Below are 24,854 nucleotides of genomic sequence, written 5' to 3'. Positions count from 1 at the left end.
CGCGGGTGGTGAGTCAGGACTTCAGTCGGGAAAAGCGTCTGCTTACGCCTCGGCATTTCAAGGCAGTCTTTGACTCCCCTACCGGCAAGGTTCCGGGGAAAAATCTCCTGCTCCTTGCGCGCAACAACGATCTGGATCATCCCCGTCTGGGGCTGGTTATCGGAAAAAAGAGCGTCAAGCTCTCCGTTGAGCGCAATCGCCTGAAACGTCTGATGCGCGAGTCGTTCCGACTGCACCAGGATTCACTGGTCGGCTGGGACATCGTTATCGTCGCGCGCAAAGGTCTGGGCGATATCGAAAACCCTGAATTGATCCAGCATTTCGGCAAACTCTGGAAACGTCTGGCCCGTACGGCACCAGCGGTATCCGTGGGCAAAACCGAAACTGTGGGGGTAGACAGCCCAGATGCGTAAACTGGCCCTCGTTCCGATCCAGTTTTATCGCTATGCCATCAGTCCCTTGATGGCCAATCACTGTCGTTTCTACCCCAGTTGTTCTTGCTACGCGTATGAAGCCATCGAAACACATGGACTCCTGCGCGGTGGCTGGCTGACCGTTCGTCGCTTAGGTCGCTGTCATCCGTGGAATGCCGGTGGTTATGACCCGGTTCCACCAATCCCTACCTCCCGTTCTTCTTCGATGGCCGAGTAATCATGGATATCAAACGCACGATCCTGATCGTCGCCCTGGCAATCGTGACCTATGTCGGGGTCCTCAAATGGAACCAGGACTACGGTCAAGCTGCCCTGCCGACCCAGAATGTCGCTTCCAGCACCAACGTTCCCGGCTTGCCGGGCTCGGTAGCTGGCAACAAAGCAAGCGCCAGTGATGACATTCCACGTGCAGCCAATGACACCAGTGCACCTGTTGAAGCACCGGTGGCTGCCAGCAACGACCTCATCCATATCAAATCGGATGTGCTCGACCTGGCTATCGATCCAAAAGGTGGGGATGTCGCCCAACTGAAGCTGCCGCTTTATCCACGTCGTCAGGACCATCCGGAGATTCCTTTCCAGTTGTTCGACAACGGTGGCGAGCGTACTTACCTGGCCCAGAGCGGCCTGATTGGCGCCAACGGCCCGGATGCGAGTTCGGCCGGCCGTCCTCTGTACGCTTCGGCACAGAAAAGTTATCAACTGGCTGACGGTCAGGACCAATTGGTCGTCGACCTGAAATTCAGCGAAAACGGCGTCAACTACATCAAGCGTTTCACCCTGAAACGCGGCCTGTATGACGTCACCGTGTCTTATCTGATCGATAACGAAAGCGCCCAACCCTGGTCGGGTGCGATGTTCGCCCAGCTGAAACGTGATGCCAGTACCGATCCATCGTCCAGTACCGCCACCGGTACCGCGACTTACCTGGGCGCCGCCCTGGGGACGAGTACCGAGCCGTACAAGAAAGTGTCGATGAAAGATATCGACAAGGGCCAGTTGAAGGAAACCGTTCAAGGTGGCTGGGTTGCCTGGCTGCAACACTACTTCGTGACCGCCTGGATTCCGGCCAAGGGCGACAGCAATGTCATGACTACCCGTAAGGATAGCCAGGGCAACTACATCATTGGCTACACCGGTCCTTCGCTGACCCTGGCCCCTGGCCAGAAAACCGAGACCAACGCCATTCTGTACGCCGGCCCGAAAAGCCAAGCTGTACTGAAACAGTTATCCCCAGGCCTGGAGCTGACGGTCGACTACGGCATCCTGTGGTTTATCGCCCAACCGATCTTCTGGTTGCTGCAACATATCCACAGTCTGCTCGGTAACTGGGGCTTCTCGATTATCGTGCTGACCATGCTGATCAAGGGTCTGTTCTTCCCATTGTCGGCAGCCAGCTACAAATCGATGGCGCGCATGCGGGCCGTGGCACCCAAACTGGCGGCACTGAAAGAGCAGCATGGCGATGACCGGCAGAAAATGTCGCAAGCCATGATGGAGCTGTACAAGAAAGAGAAGATCAATCCACTGGGCGGCTGCTTGCCGATCCTGGTGCAGATGCCGGTTTTCCTTTCCCTGTACTGGGTGTTGCTGGAAAGCGTTGAAATGCGCCAGGCACCGTTCATCCTGTGGATTACCGACCTGTCGATCAAGGATCCGTTCTTCATCCTGCCGATCATCATGGGCGCGACCATGTTCATCCAGCAGCGTCTGAACCCGACTCCGCCGGATCCGATGCAGGCCAAGGTGATGAAGCTGATGCCGATCATCTTCACCTTCTTCTTCCTGTGGTTCCCGGCAGGTCTGGTGCTGTACTGGGTTGTGAACAACTGTCTGTCCATCACCCAACAGTGGTACATCACACGTAAGATCGAAGCGGCTACCAAGAAAGCCACTGCGTAACCTACTCTGTGGATAACCACTCAAGACGCCCCCTAGTGGGGCGTTTTGCTATCTGTCATTTCTTAGTGTCGAGACCTGCGTCATGAGCATTCCTCGGGAAACCATCGCTGCCGTTGCCACTGCCCAGGGCCGTGGCGGGGTCGGTATTGTCCGAATTTCCGGGCCTCTGGCGCACACCGCGGCGCTGGCCATCGCCGGTCGCGAGTTGAAACCGCGCTACGCCCACTACGGTCCGTTTCTGGATGGAACCGGTGATGTGCTCGATGAAGGTATCGCGCTGTATTTCCCGGGTCCGAACTCCTTTACCGGTGAAGATGTGCTCGAGCTGCAGGGCCACGGTGGTCCGGTGGTCCTGGATATGCTGCTGCAACGTTGCCTACAGCTGGGCTGTCGGTTGGCCCGGCCAGGTGAATTCAGCGAACGTGCGTTCCTCAACGACAAGCTCGACCTGGCCCAGGCCGAGGCGATTGCCGATCTGATCGAGGCCAGTTCCGCACAAGCGGCCCGCAATGCCCTGCGTTCATTGCAAGGCGCCTTTTCCATGCGTGTGCATAACCTCACCGAGCAACTGATCGGCCTGCGGATCTATGTGGAAGCGGCCATCGACTTTCCCGAGGAAGAAATCGACTTCCTCGCCGACGGTCATGTGCTGGCCTTGCTCGATGCGGTGCGCAACGAGTTATCCACAGTGATGCGTGAAGCCGGGCAGGGTGCCTTGTTGCGCGACGGCATGACGGTGGTGATTGCCGGCCGACCGAATGCTGGCAAGTCCAGCCTGCTCAATGCCCTGGCGGGGCGCGAAGCGGCGATCGTCACCGAGATCGCCGGCACCACCCGCGATGTGTTGCGTGAACATATCCATATCGACGGCATGCCCCTGCATGTGGTGGATACCGCCGGTTTGCGCGATACCGACGACCAGGTGGAAAAGATCGGCGTGGAACGTGCGCTCAAGGCCATTGGCGAAGCCGATCGGGTGTTACTGGTGGTGGACGCCACCGCACCGGAGGCTGTGGATCCTTTTGCCCTGTGGCCGGAATTCCTCGAGCAGCGGCCGGATCCGGCCAAAGTGACCTTGATCCGCAACAAGGCCGACCTGAGCGGCGAGGCCATGGTGATGGAAGTCAGTGAAGATGGCCATGTCACCATCAGCCTGAGTGCCAAGGTCGGTGGCGAGGGGTTGGAGCTGTTGCGTGAGCACCTCAAGGCCTGCATGGGTTATGAACAGACCTCCGAGAGCAGCTTCAGCGCCCGTCGTCGCCATCTGGAAGCCCTGCGGCATGCCAGTGCAGCCCTGGAGCACGGTCATGCACAGCTGACCCTGGCGGGTGCCGGCGAGCTGTTGGCGGAGGATCTGCGTCATGCCCAGCAGTTCCTCGGCGAGATTACCGGTGCATTCAGCTCGGATGACCTGTTGGGGCGGATTTTTTCCAGCTTCTGTATCGGTAAATAACCAGACTGCTGGCGCCCGTGAAACCTTTGGCGTCCTCACGGGCCTCTTCGCGGGCAAGCTCCGCTCCCACACCCAGCAGCAGACCTCACTGAATTTTGTGCCAGCCGGATGATTTCAGATCATTCGGCGGCTTTCGGCTGCCTGCGATTTGCCCCATCAGACATTTTTCTGTGGATTAAGCCCTGTGAATAACCCTGCCTCAGCTCGGTTGATAACAGGGCCTGAAAACTGAGGATGAACCCGTCTGTGGATAACACCCTGTTTAATCCACAGGCTCAGGCCGGTTATCCCAAACCCTCGTGACCATATGACCACAGACTTTTGAATCTCTGTACACCTTGATAAATAAGGCCTGTAGAACCTTATCCACAGAAATGGGGGTCACTAAGAATAAACATAAAAACAAAGATCTTATAAATTTCTTTCTTTTTAATTTCTATTGTCCGTGAGTCATCCACAGCTGGTTAAATTTTGTGCAAAGGGTTCTTTAGGAGGGGGGAAGTCCCTATACTTGACGATCTGGCTCAAAAAAGTGGGCCGACCCTATTCCTAATTACCTACTTGAAGCAGGCACGAGGTGCGTGGTGGATTTCCCTTCCCGTTTTGAAGTGATCGTCATCGGCGGCGGTCATGCCGGTACCGAGGCAGCACTGGCGTCCGCACGCATGGGAGCAAAAACCCTGCTGCTGACGCATAACGTGGAAACCCTCGGCGCCATGAGCTGCAACCCCGCGATCGGTGGGATCGGCAAAAGCCATCTGGTCAAGGAAATCGACGCCCTCGGTGGCGCGATGGCCATCGCCACCGATAAGGGCGGCATCCAGTTCCGTGTCTTGAACAGCCGCAAAGGCCCAGCCGTGCGCGCTACTCGCGCCCAGGCCGACCGCGTTCTGTACAAAGCGGCGGTACGCGAGATACTGGAGAACCAGCCGAACCTGTGGATATTTCAACAGGCCGCTGACGACCTGATCGTCGAGCAGGACCAGGTTCGCGGTGTCGTCACCCAGATGGGCCTGCGTTTCTTCGCCGAATCCGTGGTCCTGACCACCGGCACCTTCCTCGGTGGACTTATCCACATCGGCATGCAGAACTATTCCGGCGGCCGTGCCGGCGATCCACCGTCGATTGCCCTGGCCCAACGTCTGCGGGAACTGCCATTGCGTGTCGGCCGCCTGAAAACCGGTACGCCACCGCGCATTGACGGTCGTTCCGTTGATTTCTCGCTGATGGCCGAACAACCGGGCGATACGCCGATCCCGGTGATGTCGTTCATGGGCTCGAAAGAGCAGCATCCACGGCAAGTCAGTTGCTGGATTACCCACACCAACGCCCGCACCCATGAAATCATTGCCGCGAACCTCGATCGTTCGCCGATGTATTCCGGGGTGATCGAAGGCATCGGTCCGCGTTATTGCCCGTCCATCGAAGACAAGATCCATCGCTTTGCCGACAAGGAAAGCCATCAGGTCTTTATCGAACCCGAAGGTCTGACCACCCACGAGCTGTACCCGAACGGGATATCCACATCCCTGCCGTTCGACGTGCAGTTGCAGATCGTCCAATCGATCCGCGGGATGGAAAACGCCCATATCGTGCGGCCGGGTTATGCCATCGAATACGACTACTTCGATCCCCGTGACCTGAAGTACAGCCTGGAAACCAAGGTTATCGGCGGTTTGTTCTTCGCCGGACAGATCAACGGCACCACCGGCTACGAAGAAGCCGGCGCCCAAGGTCTGCTCGCTGGAGCCAACGCCGCGTTGCGCGCTCAGGGCAAGGACAGCTGGTGCCCGCGTCGCGACGAGGCGTACATCGGTGTTCTGGTCGACGACCTGATTACCCTCGGTACCCAGGAACCGTATCGGATGTTCACTTCCCGTGCCGAATACCGCCTGATCCTGCGCGAAGACAACGCCGACCTGCGCCTGACCGAAAAAGGTCGCGAACTGGGTCTGGTGGATGACGTGCGCTGGGCGGCTTTCTGCAAGAAACGCGAAAGCATCGAGCTGGAAGAACAGCGCCTGAAAAGCACCTGGGTCCGCCCGGGCACCGAGCAGGGCGATGCCATTGCCGAGAAGTTCGGCACGCCGCTGACCCACGAATACAATTTGCTGAACCTGCTGAGCCGTCCGGAAATCGACTACGCTGGTCTGGTCGCCGTGACCGGGCAGGGCGCCGAGGATCCGCAAGTCGCCGAGCAGGTCGAGATCAAGACCAAATACGCCGGTTATATCGATCGCCAGCAGGACGAAATCGCTCGTCTGCGCGCCAGTGAAGACACCAAGCTGCCTGTGGATATCGAGTACGCAGGTATTTCCGGCCTGTCCAAGGAGATCCAGAGCAAGCTCAGCGCAACCCGTCCGGAGACCCTGGGCCAGGCTTCGCGGATCCCCGGTGTGACGCCGGCGGCGATTTCCCTGTTGATGATTCACCTGAAAAAACGCGGCGCCGGCCGTCAGTTGGAGCAAAGCGCTTGAGTTCGTCGGTTACTTCGCAACACGCAGAAGAGTTATCCACAGGTGCCCGCCAGCTCGGCATCGACCTGAGTGAATCCCAGCATGCCTTGCTGCTGGGTTATCTGGCCCTGTTGATCAAATGGAACCAGGCCTACAACCTCACCGCGGTTCGCGATCCCGACGAAATGGTCTCGCGTCACCTGCTCGACAGTCTGAGCGTGATGTCCTTCGTCGAAAACGGTCGCTGGCTCGATGTGGGTAGCGGTGGCGGCATGCCGGGAATTCCCCTGGCGATCCTGTTTCCCGATTCACCAGTGACCTGCCTGGACAGCAACGGTAAGAAAACCCGCTTCCTGACCCAGGTCAAACTCGAACTCAAACTGGATAACCTGCAAGTTATCCACAGCCGGGTCGAAGCCTTCCAGCCGCCGCAGCCGTTCAACGGGATCATTTCCCGGGCCTTCAGCAGCATGGAGAACTTCACCGGCTGGACTCGCCACCTCGGCGACGCTGATACACGCTGGTTGGCAATGAAGGGCGTCCATCCCGCCGATGAGCTGGTAGCATTGCCGGCAGACTTCCACCTCGATAGCGAACACGCCTTGGCCGTACCCGGTTGCCAAGGCCAACGCCATCTGCTGATACTGCGCCGCACGGCATGATTGGGAACACAAGCAAGAATGGCTAAGGTATTCGCGATAGCGAACCAGAAAGGTGGCGTGGGCAAGACCACCACCTGCATCAACCTCGCAGCATCCCTGGTCGCCACCAAGCGTCGGGTGCTGCTGATCGACCTCGATCCGCAGGGCAACGCCACCATGGGTAGCGGTGTGGATAAGCACAGCCTGGAAAACTCTATCTACGATGTGTTGATCGGCGAATGCGACCTGGCCCAGGCCATGCACTTCTCCGAGCACGGCGGTTATCAACTGCTGCCGGCCAACCGCGACCTGACGGCGGCCGAAGTGGTGCTGCTGGAAATGCAGATGAAGGAAAGCCGCCTGCGCAACGCCCTGGCGCCGATTCGCGAGAATTACGATTTCATCCTCATCGACTGCCCGCCGTCGCTGTCGATGCTGACCCTCAATGCGCTGGTGGCCGCGGATGGGGTGATTATCCCCATGCAGTGCGAATACTTTGCCCTGGAAGGGCTCAGCGACCTTGTGGATAACATCAAGCGCATCGCCGAGTTGCTCAACCCTGCGTTGAAAGTCGAAGGTTTGCTGCGGACCATGTACGACCCGCGCCTGAGTCTGATGAACGACGTTTCCGCACAGCTCAAGGAACATTTCGGTGACCAGCTGTACGACACCGTGATCCCACGCAACATCCGTCTGGCCGAAGCCCCGAGCTACGGCATGCCAGCACTGGCTTACGACAAACAATCCCGTGGTGCCGTGGCCTACCTGGCCCTGGCGGGCGAGATGGTTCGTCGTCAACGCCGCACTTCACGCACCGCAGCCCCGGCAACTTAAGGAATCCCCATGGCCGTCAAGAAACGAGGTCTCGGACGTGGACTGGATGCACTGCTGAGTGGTCCGACTGTCAGTTCGCTGGAAGAACAGGCCGTCCAGGCCGATCAACGTGAGTTGCAGCACTTGCCGCTGGACCTGATCCAGCGCGGCAAGTACCAGCCGCGCCGCGACATGGACCCGCAGGCGCTGGAAGAACTGGCGCAATCGATCAAGGCCCAGGGCGTGATGCAGCCGATCGTGGTGCGCCCCGTCGGCGGCGGTCGCTTTGAAATCATTGCCGGCGAACGCCGCTGGCGTGCCAGCCAACAGGCCGGGCAGGAAACCATTCCGGCGATGGTCCGCGATGTGCCGGACGAAACCGCCATCGCCATGGCGCTGATCGAGAACATTCAGCGCGAGGACCTCAACCCGATCGAGGAAGCCGTGGCCCTGCAGCGTTTGCAGCAGGAGTTCCAACTGACCCAGCAACAGGTCGCCGAAGCCGTGGGCAAATCCCGGGTGACCGTGGCCAACCTGCTGCGCCTGATCGCGTTGCCGGAGGTGATCAAGACCATGTTGTCCCACGGCGACCTGGAAATGGGTCATGCCCGGGCCTTGCTCGGTTTGCCGGATGACCGGCAGGTCGAAGGGGCGCGACACGTTGTCGCACGCGGTCTCACGGTGCGCCAGACCGAGGCTCTGGTTCGCCAGTGGCTGAGTGGCAAACAGGAACCTGTCGAGCCTGCCAAGGTCGATCCGGACATCAGTCGCCTGGAACAGCGCCTGGCAGAGCGGCTGGGCTCTGCGGTGCAGATTCGCCACGGTCAGAAAGGAAAAGGCCAACTGGTGATTCGCTATAACTCCCTGGATGAACTACAAGGGGTACTCGCACATATCCGCTGAATCTGCTGAAACATTTCCTCATGTAGCGGACAGTCGGAAATCACTACCTGGCAGTTGAATAGGGGCTGAACCGCCCCTATACTCTGCGCGCATTTTGTCGGCACAATTTATGCCAAGTTATTGATTTGTGGCAGCCGACCCTTGAGGAGCGTTAGTGATGGAAACCCGCACGCCAAACAGGTTGCCGTTCCATCGCTTGACGGTATTTCCGGTGTTGTTGGCCCAGTTTGTCGTTTTACTGGTGGCGGCGTTGGCGCTTTGGCAATGGCAGGGTGTCGTTGCCGGATACTCGGGACTCTGCGGAGGCCTGATAGCCTTGCTGCCCAATGTGTATTTTGCTCACAGGGCCTTTCGGTTTTCCGGCGCCCGAGCAGCCCAGTCCATCGTCCGGTCTTTTTATGCCGGCGAGGCGGGTAAATTGATTTTGACGGCAGTGCTGTTTGCACTGACGTTCGCAGGTGTGAAGCCATTGGCGCCGATAGCAGTCTTCGGTGTCTTCGTGCTGACCCAGTCGGTCAGCTGGTTCGCACCCGTGCTAATGAAAACAAGACTTTCGAGACCTTAGGGCGTTTGAGGCAACCATGTCAGCAGAAACAACCGCTTCGGGCTATATCCAGCACCACCTGCAGAACCTGACCTTCGGTCAGCTACCGACTGGCGGCTGGGGCTTTGCCCATTCCGCAGCAGAGGCCAAGGCCATGGGCTTCTGGGCATTCCACCTGGATACTCTGGGCTGGTCTGTCGCACTGGGCCTGATCTTTATCCTGATTTTCCGCATGGCGGCGAAGAAGGCCACGTCCGGTCAACCCGGGGCCCTGCAGAACTTCGTTGAAGTCCTGGTCGAGTTCGTCGACGGCAGCGTGAAGGACAGCTTCCATGGTCGTAGCGCGGTGATTGCACCGTTGGCCCTGACCATTTTCGTCTGGGTGTTCCTGATGAACGCCATCGACCTGATCCCGGTCGACTGGATTCCGCATCTGGCCATGCTGATCACCGGCGATGAGCACATCCCGTTCCGCGCCGTGTCGACCACCGACCCGAACGCGACCCTGGGCATGGCCTTCTCGGTCTTCGCACTGATCATTTTCTACAGCATCAAGATCAAGGGCCTCGGCGGTTTCATCGGCGAACTGACCCTGCACCCGTTCGGCAGCAAGAACATCTTCGTTCAAGCCCTGCTGATCCCGGTGAACTTCCTGCTGGAATTCGTCACCCTGATCGCCAAGCCGATCTCGTTGGCCCTGCGACTGTTCGGCAACATGTATGCCGGCGAGCTGGTGTTCATCCTGATCGCCGTGATGTTCGGCAGCGGCCTGCTCTGGCTCAGTGGCCTGGGCGTGGTGCTGCAATGGGCGTGGGCGGTGTTCCACATCCTGATCATCACCCTGCAGGCGTTCATCTTCATGATGCTGACCATCGTCTACCTGTCGATGGCACACGAAGAAAACCATTAAGAGCCGTCCCGGCGGCTCTGATGTCCCTGGCGCCTCGGCGCGGGGTGGCCCCGCGAGGGGTCGCGAAACGATTTGTTTTACCGCTTTAAATTAAAAAAACCTAAACCATACGACGTAAAAGTCGGGAGGAAAGATGGAAACTGTAGTTGGTCTAACCGCTATCGCTGTTGCACTGTTGATCGGCCTGGGCGCACTGGGTACCGCAATTGGTTTCGGCCTGCTGGGCGGCAAGTTCCTGGAAGGCGCCGCGCGTCAGCCAGAAATGGTCCCAATGCTGCAAGTCAAAATGTTCATCGTCGCCGGTCTGCTCGACGCCGTGACCATGATCGGTGTCGGTATCGCTCTGTTCTTCACCTTCGCGAACCCCTTCGTCGGTCAACTCGCTCACTAATCACTCGGATGTTTCGAGTGGATTGGTGTGATGGACAACGAACGAGCGAGGTGTTGGCGTGAACATTAATGCGACCCTGATTGGCCAGTCCGTTGCGTTCCTCATTTTTGTACTGTTTTGCATGAAGTTCGTGTGGCCTCCGGTCATCGCGGCACTGCACGAACGTCAGAAGAAGATCGCGGATGGACTGGACGCTGCCAGCCGAGCAGCTCGCGACCTGGAGTTGGCCCAAGAGAAAGCGGGTCATCAACTGCGCGATGCGAAAGCTCAGGCAGCCGAAATCATTGAGCAAGCCAAGAAACGCGGTAACCAGATCGTCGACGAGGCCCGTGAACAGGCTCGCGTCGAAGCTGACCGTGTGAAGGCTCAGGCTCAGGCCGAGATCGAACAGGAACTCAACAGTGTCAAAGACGCGCTGCGCGCCCAATTGGGTAGCCTGGTCGTCGAAGGTGCTGGGAAGATTCTGGGCCAGACAATCGATCAAAACGCGCACGCAGAGCTGGTTAAACAACTGGCTACTGAAATCTAAGCGAGGGCGATCATGGCAGAACTGACCACGTTGGCCCGACCTTACGCTAAGGCGGCCTTCGAGCACGCTCAGGCCCACCAGCAACTGGCCAATTGGTCAGCCATGCTCGGCCTGGCAGCAGCGGTGTCGGAAGACGACACCATGCAGCGCGTGCTCAAGGCCCCGCGACTGACGAGCGCAGAAAAGGCCACCACGTTCATTGACGTGTGTGGCGACAAGTTCGATGTCAAGGCACAGAATTTCATCCACGTCGTTGCCGAAAACGACCGTCTCCTGCTGTTGCCGGAGATCGCCGCTCTGTTCGACCTGTACAAGGCCGAACAAGAGAAATCGGTAGACGTGGAAGTCACCAGTGCTTTTGCATTGAACCAAGAACAGCAAGACAAACTCGCCAAGGTTCTCAGTGCACGACTCAATCGGGAAGTGCGCCTGCAAGTTGCGGAGGACGCCGCCCTGATTGGTGGCGTCGTGATCCGCGCCGGCGACCTGGTTATCGATGGCTCGGTTCGCGGCAAACTCGCGAGCCTGGCCGAAGCATTGAAATCTTGAGTTTGAAGGGGCAGCAGAGCAATGCAGCAACTCAATCCTTCCGAAATAAGTGAAATTATCAAGGGCCGCATCGACAAGCTCGATGTGACCTCCCAAGCCCGTAACGAAGGCACTGTCGTCAGCGTGTCTGACGGTATCGTGCGGATTCACGGTCTGGCCGACGTCATGTACGGCGAGATGATCGAGTTTCCGGGCGGCGTCTACGGTATGGCCCTCAACCTCGAGCAAGACTCCGTAGGTGCCGTGGTACTGGGCGCTTACACCAGTCTGGCTGAAGGCATGAGCGCCAAGTGCACCGGCCGCATCCTCGAAGTTCCGGTCGGTAAGGAACTGCTGGGTCGCGTTGTCGACGCACTGGGTAACCCGGTTGACGGCAAAGGTCCACTGAACAACACCGAGACCGACGCGGTCGAGAAAGTTGCTCCGGGCGTGATCTGGCGTAAGTCGGTAGACCAGCCTGTACAGACTGGCTACAAGGCTGTCGATGCCATGATCCCGGTCGGCCGTGGCCAGCGTGAGCTGATCATCGGTGACCGTCAGATCGGTAAGACCGCTCTGGCGATCGACGCGATCATCAACCAGAAAGACAGCGGCATTTTCTGCGTCTACGTGGCGATCGGTCAGAAACAATCGACCATCGCCAACGTGGTTCGCAAGCTGGAAGAAAACGGCGCCCTGGCCAACACCATCATCGTGGCGGCCAGTGCTTCTGAATCTCCTGCGCTGCAGTTCCTGGCACCGTACTCCGGTTGCACCATGGGCGAATACTTCCGCGACCGCGGTGAAGACGCGCTGATCGTTTATGACGATCTGTCCAAGCAAGCAGTGGCTTACCGCCAGATTTCCCTGCTGCTGCGCCGTCCACCAGGCCGTGAAGCCTACCCGGGCGACGTGTTCTATCTCCACTCCCGTCTGCTGGAGCGCGCATCCCGCGTTTCGGAAGAGTACGTCGAGAAGTTCACCAAGGGCGCAGTGACTGGCAAGACCGGTTCCCTGACCGCGCTGCCGATCATCGAAACCCAGGCTGGCGACGTTTCCGCGTTCGTTCCGACCAACGTGATTTCCATCACCGACGGTCAGATCTTCCTGGAATCGGCCATGTTCAACTCCGGGATCCGTCCTGCTGTGAACGCCGGTGTTTCGGTATCCCGCGTAGGTGGTGCCGCTCAGACCAAGATCATCAAGAAGCTGTCCGGTGGTATCCGTACCGCCCTGGCTCAGTACCGTGAACTGGCGGCATTCGCCCAGTTCGCTTCTGACCTGGACGAAGCGACCCGCAAGCAACTTGAACACGGTCAGCGCGTTACCGAGCTGATGAAGCAGAAGCAATATGCGCCAATGTCGATTGCCGACATGTCGCTGTCGCTGTATGCCGCTGAGCGTGGGTTCCTGACTGACGTCGAAATCGCCAAGGTCGGTAGCTTCGAACAAGCGCTGATTGCTTACTTCAACCGCGATCATGCCGATTTGTTGGCCAAGATCAACGTGAAGGGTGACTTCAATGACGAGATCGACGCTGGCCTGAAGGCTGGTATCGAGAAGTTCAAGGCCACCCAAACCTGGTAAGCCGCAGCGGGAGCCGCAAGGCTCCCGCTTGCTAACCTGATAGGTGTTACATGGCAGGCGCAAAAGAGATTCGCAGTAAGATTGCGAGCATCAAAAGCACGCAAAAGATTACCAGCGCCATGGAAAAAGTGGCGGTCAGCAAAATGCGCAAGGCACAAATGCGCATGGCTGCTAGCCGTCCTTATGCGGAGCGTATCCGCCAGGTAATTGGGCATCTGGCCAACGCCAACCCGGAATACCGCCACCCGTTCATGATCGACCGCGCCGTCAAGCGCGTCGGCTATGTCGTGGTGAGCAGTGACCGTGGTCTGTGCGGTGGCTTGAACACCAACCTGTTCAAGGCCCTGGTCAAGGACATGGCGGTAAACCGCGAAAACGGCGTCGAGATTGATCTGTGTGTGGTCGGTAGCAAGGGTGCGGCATTCTTCCGCAACTTCGGCGGTAACGTCGTCGCCGCTATCAGCCACCTGGGTGAAGAGCCGTCGATCAACGATCTGATCGGCAGCGTCAAGGTGATGCTGGATGCCTACCTGGACGGCCGTATTGACCGCCTGTCCGTGGTGTCCAACAAGTTCATCAACACCATGACCCAGCAGCCTACAGTGGAGCAGTTGATTCCTCTGGTGGCGACCCCGGATCAAGCACTCAAGCACCACTGGGACTATCTCTACGAACCGGACGCCAAAGAGCTGCTTGACGGCCTGATGGTGCGTTACGTGGAGTCGCAGGTCTACCAGGCGGTGGTCGAGAACAACGCGGCCGAACAAGCTGCGCGGATGATCGCGATGAAGAACGCTACCGACAACGCCGGTGATTTGATCAGCGATTTGCAGCTGATCTACAACAAGGCGCGTCAGGCTGCGATCACCCAAGAGATCTCGGAAATCGTCGGCGGCGCTGCCGCGGTTTAACGGTTCAAATATTCAGAGGATCCAGCTATGAGTAGCGGACGTATCGTTCAAATCATCGGCGCCGTTATCGACGTGGAATTTCCACGCGACAGCGTACCGAGCATCTACAACGCGCTGAAAGTACAAGGCGCGGAAACCACCCTGGAAGTTCAGCAGCAGCTGGGCGACGGCGTGGTACGTACCATTGCGATGGGCTCCACCGAAGGCTTGAAGCGCGGTCTGGACGTTGTCGACTCTGGCGCTGCCATCTCCGTACCGGTCGGTAAAGCGACCCTGGGCCGGATCATGGACGTCCTCGGCAACCCGATCGACGAAGCTGGCCCGATCGACACCGAAGAGCGTTGGGGCATTCACCGTCCTGCGCCATCTTTCGCGGAACAAGCGGGCGGCAACGACCTGCTGGAAACCGGCATCAAGGTTATCGACCTGGTTTGCCCGTTCGCCAAGGGCGGTAAAGTCGGTCTGTTCGGTGGTGCCGGTGTTGGCAAGACCGTAAACATGATGGAACTGATCCGTAACATCGCCATCGAGCACAGCGGTTATTCCGTGTTCGCCGGTGTGGGGGAGCGTACTCGTGAGGGTAACGACTTCTACCACGAGATGAAGGACTCCAACGTTCTGGACAAAGTGGCACTGGTTTACGGTCAGATGAACGAGCCGCCGGGTAACCGTCTGCGCGTAGCCCTGACCGGTCTGACCATGGCCGAGAAGTTCCGTGACGAAGGTAACGACGTTCTGCTGTTCGTCGACAACATCTACCGTTACACCCTGGCCGGTACCGAAGTATCCGCACTGCTGGGCCGTATGCCTTCGGCAGTAGGTTACCAGCCGACCCTGGCTGAAGAGATGGGCGTGCTGCAAGAGCGCATCACTTCGACCAAGAACGGTTCGATTACCTCGATCCAGGCCGTCTACGTTCCTGCGGATGACTTGACCGACCCGTCGCCGGCGACCACCTTCGCCCACTTGGACGCCACCGTCGTACTGTCCCGTGACATCGCCTCCCTGGGTATCTACCCAGCGGTCGATCCACTGGACTCGACTTCGCGCCAGCTGGACCCGAACGTGATCGGCAACGAGCACTACGAAACCGCTCGCGGCGTTCAGTACGTGCTGCAGCGTTACAAAGAGCTGAAGGACATCATTGCGATCCTGGGTATGGACGAGCTGTCGGAAACCGACAAGCAGTTGGTATCCCGCGCTCGTAAGATCCAGCGCTTCCTGTCGCAGCCGTTCTTCGTGGCTGAAGTCTTCACCGGTGCCTCGGGTAAATACGTTTCCCTGAAAGACACCATTGCTGGCTTCAAAGGCATCCTCAACGGTGACTACGACCACCTGCCAGAACAAGCGTTCTACATGGTTGGCGGCATCGAAGAAGCGATCGAGAAAGCCAAGAAACTGTAATCCCGGCGCCCGGCAACGGGCGCTAATTTAGGTTGAGGCAATCAGATGGCTATGACAGTCCATTGCGATATCGTCAGTGCGGAAGGGGAGATCTTCTCCGGCCTGGTCGAGATGGTGATTGCGCACGGTGCACTGGGTGATCTTGGTATCGCCTTGGGTCACGCGCCGCTGATCACTAATCTGAAACCGGGTCCGATCCGCTTGATCAAGCAGGGCGGGGAAACCGAGGTGTTCTACATCTCCGGTGGTTTCCTCGAGGTTCAGCCGAACATGGTCAAGGTGCTTGCCGACACCGTGCAACGTGCTGCCGACCTGGACGAAGCCTCCGCTCAGGAAGCCGTCAAGGCTGCCGAGAAGGCCCTGAATGAAAAAGGCGCGGATTTCGACTACGGTTCCGCTGCTGCACGTCTGGCCGAGGCCGCAGCTCAGCTGCGCACCGTCCAGCAGATCCGCAAGAAGTTCGGCGGTTAAGCCGAGGCTTGTTGTGTGATTGATTAAAAAGGGTAGCCTCGGCTACCCTTTTTTCTTTTCCGCGTTTATCACCGGGTCACAGTCGTGACCACTCTAGGATTGGTAGCCAGTCATGTCTCTTGAAATCGTTATCCTCGCGGCGGGTCAGGGCACCCGGATGCGTTCGTCATTGCCTAAAGTACTGCACCCGGTCGCGGGCAACTCGATGTTGGGACATGTTATCCACAGCGCCCGACAACTTGATCCACAGCGTATCCATGTGGTGATCGGCCATGGTGCCGACTTGGTGCGTGAGCGTCTGGCCGCTGACGACTTGAATTTTGTCCTGCAGGACCAGCAACTCGGCACCGGCCACGCCGTGGCCCAGGCCGTGCCGTTCATCAGCGCCGACACCGTGCTGATCCTCTACGGCGACGTGCCCTTGATCGAAGTCGAGACCTTGCGCCGTCTGCTGGAACAGGCCGGCCCCGAGCAGCTTGGGCTATTGACGGTCGAGTTGGCTAATCCGACCGGTTATGGCCGGATCGTTCGCAATGCCGCCGGCAAGGTGGCCGCCATTGTCGAGCAGAAGGACGCCAGCACGGCGGAACTGGCTATCACCGAGGGCAACACCGGGATTCTTGCGCTGCCGGCCAAGCGTCTGGGCGAGTGGATGAGTCGCCTGTCGAACAACAATGCCCAGGGCGAGTACTACCTGACCGATGTGATCGCCATGGCGGTGGCTGACGGCCTGCTGGTCGCCACCGAGCAGCCACAGGATGCGATGGAAGTGCAGGGCGCCAACGACCGTCAGCAGTTGGCCGAGCTGGAGCGTCATTACCAGTTGCGCGCGGCCCGGCGGCTGATGGCCCAGGGCGTGACCCTGCGCGATCCGGCGCGTTTCGATGTGCGCGGTGAGGTGACGGTCGGGCGTGATGTGCTGATCGATATCAACGTGATTCTCGAAGGCCAGGTGGTGATCGAGGACAACGTGGTCATCGGCCCGAACTGCGTGATCAGGAACAGCACCCTGCGCAAGGGCGTGACCATCAAGGCCAACAGCCATATCGACGGCGCGATCATGGGCGAGGGTAGCGATGCCGGTCCGTTCGCGCGCCTGCGTCCGGGGAGTGTGCTCGACGCCCGCGCCCATGTGGGTAACTTTGTCGAACTGAAGAATGCGCACCTGGGCGAAGACGCCAAGTGCGGGCATTTGACCTATCTCGGCGATGCTCAAGTCGGTGCTCGGACCAATATCGGTGCCGGCACCATCACCTGCAACTATGACGGAGTGAACAAGCACAGGACGGTGCTCGGTGAGGACGTCTTCATCGGTTCCAACAATTCGTTGGTGGCGCCTGTGGATATCTCTTCCGGCGCCAGCACCGCGGCGGGTTCGACCATCAACCAGAACGTGGGTGAAGGGCAGTTGGGTGTGGCCCGCGCTCATCAACGGAATATCGATGGCTGGAAGCGCCCGGTGAAGATCAACAAGCCCTGAGTTATCCACAGCGGCGGTGTAGGTTGAGTTACCCACAGGTGTTGATCATTTCACTTGACTAAGTTTCGGTTCGAAGGTCTCATAGCCACTGTTATCTTTCGAATCGAAACTTAAGTGACCATATCGAAACGCAACACCCCACAACGTCGGCACAATATCCTGGCCATGCTCAATGACCAGGGAGAAGTCAGTGTGGATGAATTGGCCAGGCGCTTCGAAACCTCCGAGGTGACGATTCGCAAGGACCTCGCGGCCCTGGAAAGCCACGGTCTGTTGATGCGCCGCTACGGCGGGGCGATCACCATTCCCCACGAACTGTTCAGCGATCCGGCCCAGGCGATCTCCCGCTACAAGCAGGCGATTGCCCGTACCGCTGTAGGACGTATCCGTGAACACGCGCGTATCATTATCGACAGTGGTAGCACCACCGCCGCGATGCTCCCGCAACTCGGCCAGCAACCCGGCCTGGTGGTGATGACCAACTCCCTGCATGTCGCCCGTGCCCTGAGCGAACTGGAACACGAACCGGTGCTGCTGATGACGGGCGGCACCTGGGACCCGCATTCCGAGTCTTTCCAGGGCCAGGTCGCCGAGCGCGTCCTGCGTTCCTACGACTTCGACCAACTGTTCATCGGTGCCGACGGCATCGATCTGGAGCGTGGTACCACCACCTTCCATGAACTGCTGGGACTGAGCCGGGTGATGGCGGAAGTTGCCCGTGAAGTGGTGGTGATGGTCGAGTCCGACAAGATCGGCCGCAAGATCCCCAATCTGGAGCTGCCCTGGAGCAGCATCCATACCCTTATTACCGATGATCGTTTACCCAAAGAGGTACGCGAACAGATTCAGGCCCGCGGCATCACTGTCGTTTGCGCGGTTGCCAGCCAGGAGAAATAGAGCATGTGTGGAATTGTCGGTGCAGTTGCTGAACGTAATATCACGGCCATCCTGGTCGAAGGCCTGAAGCGCCTGGAATACCGCGGCTATGACAGCGCCGGTGTTGCTGTTTTCAGCCATAACGGCACGCTGGAGCGCACCCGTCGCAACGGTAAGGTCAGTGAGCTGGAGCAGGCCCTGGCCGGTGCTCCCATGCCCGGTCGCCTGGGTATTGCCCACACCCGTTGGGCGACCCATGGCGCCCCCTGCGAACGCAACGCCCACCCGCATTTCTCCGGTTCCGATATTGCCGTGGTGCATAACGGCATTATCGAAAACCACGAGGAGCTGCGTGAGCAGCTCAAGGGGTTGGGCTACGTCTTCACTTCGGACACCGATACCGAGGTCATCGCCCACCTGCTGAACCACAAGTTCAAGGATCTGGGCGACCTGACCAAGGCCTTGAAAGCCACGGTCAAGGAACTGCATGGCGCCTACGGCCTGGCGGTGATCAGCGCGCAGCAACCGGATCGCCTGCTGGCCGCCCGCAGCGGTAGCCCACTGGTGATCGGCCTGGGCCTGGGGGAAAACTTCCTCGCTTCCGACCAACTGGCATTGCGTCAGGTCACTGATCGTTTCATGTACCTGGAAGAGGGCGATATCGCTGAGATCCACCGTGACAGCGTGCAGATCTGGGACATCGATGGCCATCAGGTCGAGCGCGAAGCGGTGCAGTATCGTGACGGCGCGGAAGCGGCCGAGAAGGGCGCGTTCCGCCATTTCATGCTCAAGGAAATCCACGAACAACCGACCGTGGTCCAGCGTACCCTGGAGAACCGTCTTGGCCCGAACCAGGTCCTGGTGCAGGCGTTCGGTCCCCAGGCCGCTGAGTTGTTTGCCAAAGTGCGCAATGTGCAGATCGTTGCCTGTGGCACCAGCTATCACGCCGGCATGGTTGCACGGTACTGGCTCGAAGGTTTGGCGGGTATCCCGTGCCAGGTCGAAGTCGCCAGTGAGTTCCGCTATCGCAAGGTGGTGGTACAGCCGGACACCTTGTTCGTCGCCATCTCCCAGTCCGGCGAAACCGCCGACACCCTGGCGGCCCTGCGCAATGCCAAGGAACTGGGTTTCCTCGGCAGCCTGGCGATCTGCAACGTCAGCATCAGTTCGCTGGTGCGCGAATCGGACCTGACCCTGCTGACCCAGGCCGGCCGCGAAATCGGCGTGGCTTCGACCAAGGCCTTCACCACCCAACTGGTGAGCCTCCTGCTGTTGACCCTGGCCCTGGGCCAAGTTCGTGGCACCTTGGCACCGGCTGTCGAAGCGGAGCTGGTGGAAGAGCTGCGCCGCCTGCCGACGCGCCTGGGCGAGACCCTGGCCATGGATGCCAAGGTCGAGAAAATCGCCGAGCTGTTCGCCGACAAACACCACACCCTGTTCCTCGGCCGTGGCGCGCAGTACCCGGTGGCGATGGAAGGCTCGCTCAAGCTCAAGGAGATCTCCTATATCCACGCCGAGGCCTATCCGGCCGGTGAGCTCAAGCACGGTCCGTTGGCCCTGGTGGACAACGACATGCCGATCGTGACCGTGGCGCCGAACAACGAATTGTTGGAGAAGCTCAAATCCAACCTGCAGGAAGTGCGCGCCCGCGGTGGTCAACTGATCGTTTTCGCCGACGAACACGCCGGGATGGTCAATGGTGAAGGCACTCATGTCATCACCATGCCGCATATCCACGACACCCTGGCGCCGATCCTCTACACCATCCCGCTGCAACTGCTGTCGTACTACGTGGCGGTGCTCAAGGGCACGGACGTCGACCAGCCGCGTAACCTGGCGAAGTCGGTGACTGTAGAATAAAGCTGCGGATTCAATTGTTCGGTGATCTTAAACAATTAAGTCAGTCTCTGAATAAATAAGTCAGTCTCGCTTGGAGCTTTTAGGGGCTTCAAGCGACGTGACGTCCCTCGCTACTCCGGTGCTTTGAAACCCCTGGTGCGCCATCTTGCTGCTGACCATCCAACCGCATGAATCCCTTCGTTCCTTTTTGGAAAGGCATTTCTTTCTGGACTCCCGCTCACCCCAGTCGATTGAGTTCGAGAAAATCTCCAGGTACTACATGCGGGCAGAATCCATCGGATTGATTGCTGACGTACTAGGAAAGTCTGATACCTACGGATTCAACCGCCTTCTCCACGATCACACAAGTTATTCGCAAGTGGCAGTTTTCCCGGATCGCAGCCAGAACAGCTACACCCGAAAAAGTTATCAGAGTGGTACTACGAGATTTGAAACCGAGTGTCAGCGGGCCGGGATTTGCATTGACTGTGTGAAAGAGGATATTGATTCACTTGGCTTCTCTTATTGGAGACGTGACCACAGATACGTGAAAGTATGTGCGAAGCACAATACGGTACTACTTAGAAAATGCCCTATCTGTGGTTCGGATATCAGTCGTCACAGTAGGGGATATGGTCACGAACTGCTATGGGCTGGATGCAAAGGGCGCTTTTTTCATCAGTATGAGTCGGAGAAAAACTATGATGAAGAAAAGCTCGCATTTGCAAGGATTTTTGCGGAGATCGGTGAGTCGGAAGTCGCGATTGACCTTGAGTGTGTGCTAGCGCATCTTGCAGATGAAGCCACTATACTTTGGGATACTGGATATATCACCCAAGAACATCTAAACGCTGTCCATCGATGGCTTGATAGATCTAAACGAATTTCAGACACCGGCTGGGATTATCGGCCTGATTTTATCTACAGTCAGGAAATTATAGACACTATAGCAGTTGTGCATGGGAGCTTCGCAGGTCTTCTCGATAGCTTGCGTAGAAAAGGTATTACTGTGCGAAGCGTAGATGATCTGATGCGCGTTGAGCATCCAGATCGTTTCAGGTATTAATTGTCATCTTTGTCATCGAAAAAATCGCTGAAGACATTCCCTAAGTCATCATTTGTTGGTTTCCCTAGAGGCTTACGCTTGGGGCGTTGTGGGGGTTGAGCCTTCATGTCGCTATCCAGCTTTAGACTTTTGTGTGTGTCACGCTCCTCAGCCGTAAGCGCGCCTTTGAAAACAGCCTGTGCCACACGGTTGTCACGTTCCCTCCTTACGAACTGCACTATATTTGACCGAGCGGGCGAGCCGAATGGGCAGAGTAGGTCGTCTCGCTTAGTTTTCTGTCCAATTGCAATACGCTCCAACTCCTCAACGTCGGTTCTGTATGCATAATACGCACTTGAGATATAGGCTTTGTGCACGTCTCCCAGTTCAATCCAGGTGCGATTTTCCGAGCGAGCTTGAATATATGCTTGTACAATAAGGTGGATGGCTGCGCGTTTTATCCCATAACTACCACGATAGATTTCATGGGAAAAGTTGTCGCGATCGGTCCGTATACGACCGTCGCTCGCAGTTATACATGCATCTATAAAATCAGCCCAGATTTTAGACTCTGGAGCGTCCGGCCACATTACTCTTGGTTGTGCCACCAAGCGCTGGGTGTCCTCTTGATTACGCTTGAGCAGCTTATGTCCCAGACTGAAGTTTGATACATATACCATAGGTAAGCCGAGGCCGGACATGGTTAGCAGGAAGTCAGTTGTTAAAGCGACACCTTTCCCAGGCGTTAAATGCTGCATTTCCTCAAGCACCGCCAATGAGATACCACGCTTGTTTGCCTGCTGCTGTGCTCTAAATTGTAGACTTGCTGCGTTCTCACGGGTCGTCGCCTCAATTCCGAGAAAATCAGCCAGGAGTTGCTTGCCAGATGACTTGCCCTTAGCGCTGGCGTACCAGTGAGACTCTGCTGTTAGGGGGGCCATGCAATGATCTATCTGGAACTCAGTGGGGCCGGGCATCACACGAAGTAGCGCTTCGATGGTCGCCGACTTACCCACACCCGCTAAGCCAGTTAAGCATATTGGAAACGTCTCAGTCGGAGTTGGATAGTACATTCCTTTGACAAATTTTTGCTCCGTCGTGGAACGTATCGCCGAGTGTACCGCTGCTTTTCCTATTAACTCCGCAATCAGTTCAAGACTGAAGTGATTTGGCAGGAAAATTTTTCGTAGCGTCATGTCAAGGAAGTGTGCAGCTAGCATAGGACTTAGCTGATCGATGTCGCCAACGGGTTCTGGACGGATCGTTACTTTTCTCCGAATGTGTTCAATGTCAATCAGTCCTTCGAATCTCGTTCGAATTATTTCGATCATGACTTATCACCCATCAGTCGTCTTTGATCATCCAGGTCTCGCTGCGCTTCAGCACTCTTAGCAGGACGTCCCAGTTTTCTCACACCGGCATGCCACGCCTTGCCTGTCTCCTTCTCATATTCTTGGTAATGGTGCTGATCGATGGCGACCTTTTCGTTTCGGCGTTTTGCTTGAGCTTGGAGCCGTGATTGGTTAATAAACTGAAGATCTTCCAATGAGATATCTCCGCTTCCAGTTCTTGTGCTTGCGGTGTACACGAAACTGAGCTCGTGGAGCCTGCCCTCAACCTCGATCCATATATGACGCACGCACATTGTCATGCTGTATGCTAGAACGCGAATCACTCTACCGGGTCCAACACGATCAAATATTCCGGTATCAGTTAATTCTTTTGAATTGTATTTTCGCCCGAAAAAATATACGCCTTTTTGTTTGATTACTGCAGGCATCGGCGTCAAGAATTCTCTCACAGCTTGATCAAATGGCATTTTGATGCCATGGTTACGGCCTAACGCATCGTGATACTTCCAAACGTTCAGCGGGGTTGGTGAGAAACCTTCCAGCCACATGTCGCCATCCATCCGTTCGCTTGCATCGGAGTTCTCGTTGTCCTTTATTGCTCTTCGGATCTCTCTACGAGCCATCTCAACGAGATTGAGACCGCTATGGACGTACACCGCCTCATCATCAAACTGTTTGTCCTTTGGGTGTGAGGATTCAACTGTAGCTTTTGATTGACCAGAGTGCGTAGGTGTAATTTCCAAACGGCCGAGCCAATCCTTGGCTTCGGAAACGTTCATGTGTACTGCGGGGCCTCTGTCGAAAATCATCTGGCTTGAAAGTCCTTCGCAGGGCCATTCTTCCGGCTTTATAGCAACACCAAAAAGCTCCCCGTATTTGACTTTCCCAATTGCTAAACAGAATAACGCCATTCGGTACGCCTCCAGGCTTTCTCTGCCTCTTGCAAAACCTACTGCTACAACTGCTCCTGAAAGTTCGCATACGGCTCTTACCACGCAAAATGAATCCAACGGCGCTCCCTCGATCATCCCCGATAATTTTTCGCTTGGATAATAGCCATCAAACTCCAACCGCTGGTTGAGATTGCCAATCATTTGCGCAAAAGTCCCGACGTCGCCAGACTGTGCACGTGCAGCGCTTGGCCCTTTCATTTCTACTGCAAGCGCTGCCGGCTCCGTTAGTTTTTTGACCCAATACCAGAATTGAGTAAAGCTTGGAAACGGCTCACCTTTGGGATGGTAAAACTCTTTTCCCGCTGACCCTTCACGAATACGGCAACCAAAAGTCTTTCTCAGTGAAGCTCCGTAAATGTCGTCCTTGGTCTTGTCTACTCGTTTATGTTTTAAGAAGCCATCCAAAATCTTCGATTTCATATCAGGTGTTACGGGATACCCATGATTCTGACCATAGCTTGAAGGGCGACCCATTTTTTTATGGTTATCTTCAATCCTGTCCGATTTACCGCAGCGGTCAAAGCGGGGCAACAAAGCCCATTTCGTCTGCCCGAATACCAGATATGTGAAGAACAACAGTCTTATTCGTGCAGGATGCTGCCTTGGCTTTGCAGCCCTGGCGTGAGCATTGATGATTGCCTCAGGGTCTTCGGAGGCCAATATTTCCGTCCTTTTGGGGATCAGTTCAGCGATGCTCATGAGGCGCTTATCAACCATTTCCTCATATGACTGTTTCGCGCTAATGCGTCGGCTTTCACGCCACTTGGTTTCGATACCTGCAGCAGCTGCCAGCCATGGCGGATGATCTTGGATGCCTATCTCCACGATTTCGCCGTCCTCTATTGCCGCTTCGAAGCGCATGCGCGTCATCGTGTGCAGCTTGGCAGACGACCCTTTTTCGTCGAACTCAACCATGCGGACACGGTTGCAGCTTCCATCGCTGATGAGAAAGTAGTAGTCATTTCCTTTGACAAGATCACAGCAGCCTTCGGGCGCGGTGAGCCGAGATCCCGCCATCATAGAGCGGCTTCCGAGAAGAAACTGCGATACTGGTCAATGACCTCGCACTGAGCCTGTCCAAGTGGTTGGTCAATTTGTATGTATTGAAACAGATCTACTGGTAGCACCCGATTCCAAATATCTTGATATACCCGTGCTATGAACTGATCTCGATGCCCCCACTTTTTGCCATAGGCGATGGCAGCAGGTGCTAAAGGGCGCCCTGCATTAAAATCCTCTTTCAAGTTATGGCTAAAATCCTCTAGCAATTGGGAACCAAGGCTTAGAGGGCGATCATGTAAGCCGAACATCTGATCAAGGTTGGCTGCGACAATGGGATCTATATCGTCGAGAGAGAGATTAACTGTTCTGATGCCAGCGCTTGAATAATATGTTTCTTCAAGTCGTAGCCTTAGCTCAGCAAGCTCCCTAT

At 57.0% G+C, this 24,854-nt stretch carries 23 protein-coding genes and 1 pseudogene; 21 read left to right on the top strand and 3 right to left on the bottom strand.

Going from position 1 to position 24,854, the window contains the following annotated elements:
• The first annotated feature begins 5 nt into the window (after window positions 1–5).
• The 21 genes from rnpA (at window position 6) to M5B99_RS26850 (ending at window position 21,138) form a co-directional block, all read left to right on the top strand.
• Window positions 6–413 carry a ribonuclease P protein component gene (gene rnpA, locus M5B99_RS26950; RefSeq protein WP_248806915.1) on the top strand — a complete coding sequence of 136 codons (408 nt, stop codon included), beginning with the start codon at window positions 6–8 and terminating at the stop codon, window positions 411–413.
• On the top strand, window positions 406–651 hold the full coding sequence (gene yidD, locus M5B99_RS26945; protein WP_100939920.1) for a membrane protein insertion efficiency factor YidD: 246 nt from the start codon (window positions 406–408) through the stop codon (window positions 649–651). The genes rnpA and yidD overlap by 8 nt, the downstream gene beginning before the upstream one ends.
• Window positions 652–653: 2 nt before the next feature.
• Window positions 654–2,336: a membrane protein insertase YidC gene (yidC, locus tag M5B99_RS26940; protein WP_248806907.1), complete on the top strand. Its 1,683-nt coding sequence runs from the start codon at window positions 654–656 to the stop codon at window positions 2,334–2,336.
• An 82-nt stretch (window positions 2,337–2,418) separates the two neighbouring features.
• Window positions 2,419–3,789 (top strand): tRNA uridine-5-carboxymethylaminomethyl(34) synthesis GTPase MnmE, encoded by a 1,371-nt coding sequence (gene mnmE / locus M5B99_RS26935; RefSeq protein ID WP_248806906.1) that lies wholly within the window; start codon window positions 2,419–2,421, stop codon window positions 3,787–3,789.
• Window positions 3,790–4,373: 584 nt separating this feature from the next.
• A complete protein-coding gene (gene mnmG / locus M5B99_RS26930; protein ID WP_248806905.1) occupies window positions 4,374–6,266 on the top strand; it encodes a tRNA uridine-5-carboxymethylaminomethyl(34) synthesis enzyme MnmG in 1,893 nt (630 codons plus the stop codon).
• Window positions 6,263–6,907 carry a 16S rRNA (guanine(527)-N(7))-methyltransferase RsmG gene (rsmG, locus tag M5B99_RS26925; protein ID WP_248806904.1) on the top strand — a complete coding sequence of 215 codons (645 nt, stop codon included), beginning with the start codon at window positions 6,263–6,265 and terminating at the stop codon, window positions 6,905–6,907. Before mnmG ends, rsmG begins: the two co-directional genes overlap by 4 nt.
• Window positions 6,908–6,925: 18 nt before the next feature.
• Window positions 6,926–7,720, top strand: coding sequence for a ParA family protein (locus M5B99_RS26920; protein WP_248806903.1), 795 nt, complete (start codon window positions 6,926–6,928; stop codon window positions 7,718–7,720).
• Window positions 7,721–7,729: 9 nt separating this feature from the next.
• On the top strand, window positions 7,730–8,602 hold the full coding sequence (locus M5B99_RS26915; protein WP_100939914.1) for a ParB/RepB/Spo0J family partition protein: 873 nt from the start codon (window positions 7,730–7,732) through the stop codon (window positions 8,600–8,602).
• A gap of 157 nt (window positions 8,603–8,759) precedes the next feature.
• The gene (locus M5B99_RS26910) at window positions 8,760–9,167 is read left to right on the top strand and encodes a F0F1 ATP synthase subunit I (protein ID WP_248806902.1); all 408 of its coding nucleotides are present in this window, start codon (window positions 8,760–8,762) and stop codon (window positions 9,165–9,167) included.
• 16 nt (window positions 9,168–9,183) lie between these two features.
• On the top strand, window positions 9,184–10,056 hold the full coding sequence (gene atpB / locus M5B99_RS26905) for a F0F1 ATP synthase subunit A (RefSeq protein ID WP_248806901.1): 873 nt from the start codon (window positions 9,184–9,186) through the stop codon (window positions 10,054–10,056).
• A gap of 133 nt (window positions 10,057–10,189) precedes the next feature.
• The gene (atpE, locus tag M5B99_RS26900; protein ID WP_019694395.1) at window positions 10,190–10,447 is read left to right on the top strand and encodes a F0F1 ATP synthase subunit C; all 258 of its coding nucleotides are present in this window, start codon (window positions 10,190–10,192) and stop codon (window positions 10,445–10,447) included.
• A gap of 58 nt (window positions 10,448–10,505) precedes the next feature.
• Window positions 10,506–10,976, top strand: coding sequence for a F0F1 ATP synthase subunit B (locus M5B99_RS26895; RefSeq protein WP_248806900.1), 471 nt, complete (start codon window positions 10,506–10,508; stop codon window positions 10,974–10,976).
• A gap of 12 nt (window positions 10,977–10,988) precedes the next feature.
• Complete coding sequence (locus M5B99_RS26890) at window positions 10,989–11,525, top strand: F0F1 ATP synthase subunit delta (protein WP_100939910.1); 537 nt, start codon at window positions 10,989–10,991, stop codon at window positions 11,523–11,525.
• 21 nt (window positions 11,526–11,546) lie between these two features.
• On the top strand, window positions 11,547–13,091 hold the full coding sequence (gene atpA, locus M5B99_RS26885; RefSeq protein WP_100939909.1) for a F0F1 ATP synthase subunit alpha: 1,545 nt from the start codon (window positions 11,547–11,549) through the stop codon (window positions 13,089–13,091).
• 50 nt (window positions 13,092–13,141) lie between these two features.
• Window positions 13,142–14,002 (top strand): F0F1 ATP synthase subunit gamma, encoded by an 861-nt coding sequence (gene atpG / locus M5B99_RS26880; protein ID WP_248806899.1) that lies wholly within the window; start codon window positions 13,142–13,144, stop codon window positions 14,000–14,002.
• A gap of 27 nt (window positions 14,003–14,029) precedes the next feature.
• Window positions 14,030–15,406: a F0F1 ATP synthase subunit beta gene (atpD, locus tag M5B99_RS26875; protein WP_100939907.1), complete on the top strand. Its 1,377-nt coding sequence runs from the start codon at window positions 14,030–14,032 to the stop codon at window positions 15,404–15,406.
• A 45-nt stretch (window positions 15,407–15,451) separates the two neighbouring features.
• Window positions 15,452–15,877 (top strand): F0F1 ATP synthase subunit epsilon, encoded by a 426-nt coding sequence (locus M5B99_RS26870; RefSeq protein WP_248806898.1) that lies wholly within the window; start codon window positions 15,452–15,454, stop codon window positions 15,875–15,877.
• Between the two features lie 112 nt (window positions 15,878–15,989).
• Window positions 15,990–17,357: a bifunctional UDP-N-acetylglucosamine diphosphorylase/glucosamine-1-phosphate N-acetyltransferase GlmU gene (glmU, locus tag M5B99_RS26865; protein ID WP_248806897.1), complete on the top strand. Its 1,368-nt coding sequence runs from the start codon at window positions 15,990–15,992 to the stop codon at window positions 17,355–17,357.
• Window positions 17,358–17,477: 120 nt separating this feature from the next.
• Window positions 17,478–18,254 (top strand): DeoR/GlpR family DNA-binding transcription regulator, encoded by a 777-nt coding sequence (locus M5B99_RS26860; RefSeq protein WP_318654591.1) that lies wholly within the window; start codon window positions 17,478–17,480, stop codon window positions 18,252–18,254.
• 3 nt (window positions 18,255–18,257) lie between these two features.
• Entirely contained in the window at window positions 18,258–20,093 is a 1,836-nt protein-coding gene (glmS, locus tag M5B99_RS26855) for a glutamine--fructose-6-phosphate transaminase (isomerizing) (RefSeq protein WP_248806896.1), read from the top strand.
• A 145-nt stretch (window positions 20,094–20,238) separates the two neighbouring features.
• Entirely contained in the window at window positions 20,239–21,138 is a 900-nt protein-coding gene (locus M5B99_RS26850) for a TniQ family protein (RefSeq protein WP_248806895.1), read from the top strand.
• Here M5B99_RS26850 and M5B99_RS26845 read toward each other — a convergent pair.
• The 3 genes and pseudogenes from M5B99_RS26845 to M5B99_RS26835 form a co-directional block, all read right to left on the bottom strand.
• The gene (locus M5B99_RS26845; RefSeq protein WP_248806894.1) at window positions 21,135–22,448 is read right to left on the bottom strand and encodes an ATP-binding protein; all 1,314 of its coding nucleotides are present in this window, start codon (window positions 22,446–22,448) and stop codon (window positions 21,135–21,137) included. The genes M5B99_RS26850 and M5B99_RS26845 overlap by 4 nt on opposite strands.
• On the bottom strand, window positions 22,445–24,442 hold the full coding sequence (locus M5B99_RS26840) for a transposase (protein ID WP_248806893.1): 1,998 nt from the start codon (window positions 24,440–24,442) through the stop codon (window positions 22,445–22,447). The genes M5B99_RS26845 and M5B99_RS26840 overlap by 4 nt, the downstream gene beginning before the upstream one ends.
• A pseudogene (locus M5B99_RS26835) lies at window positions 24,439–24,854 on the bottom strand (transposase); the annotation flags it as partial. The pseudogene M5B99_RS26835 and the gene M5B99_RS26840, both read right to left, overlap by 4 nt.

This window comes from Pseudomonas sp. MWU13-2100 (assembly GCF_023242365.1).
Classification (GTDB): Bacteria; Pseudomonadota; Gammaproteobacteria; order Pseudomonadales; family Pseudomonadaceae; genus Aquipseudomonas.
The sequence above is the reverse complement of the archived record's forward strand: the minus strand, read 5'-3'. Positions and strand labels throughout refer to the sequence as shown.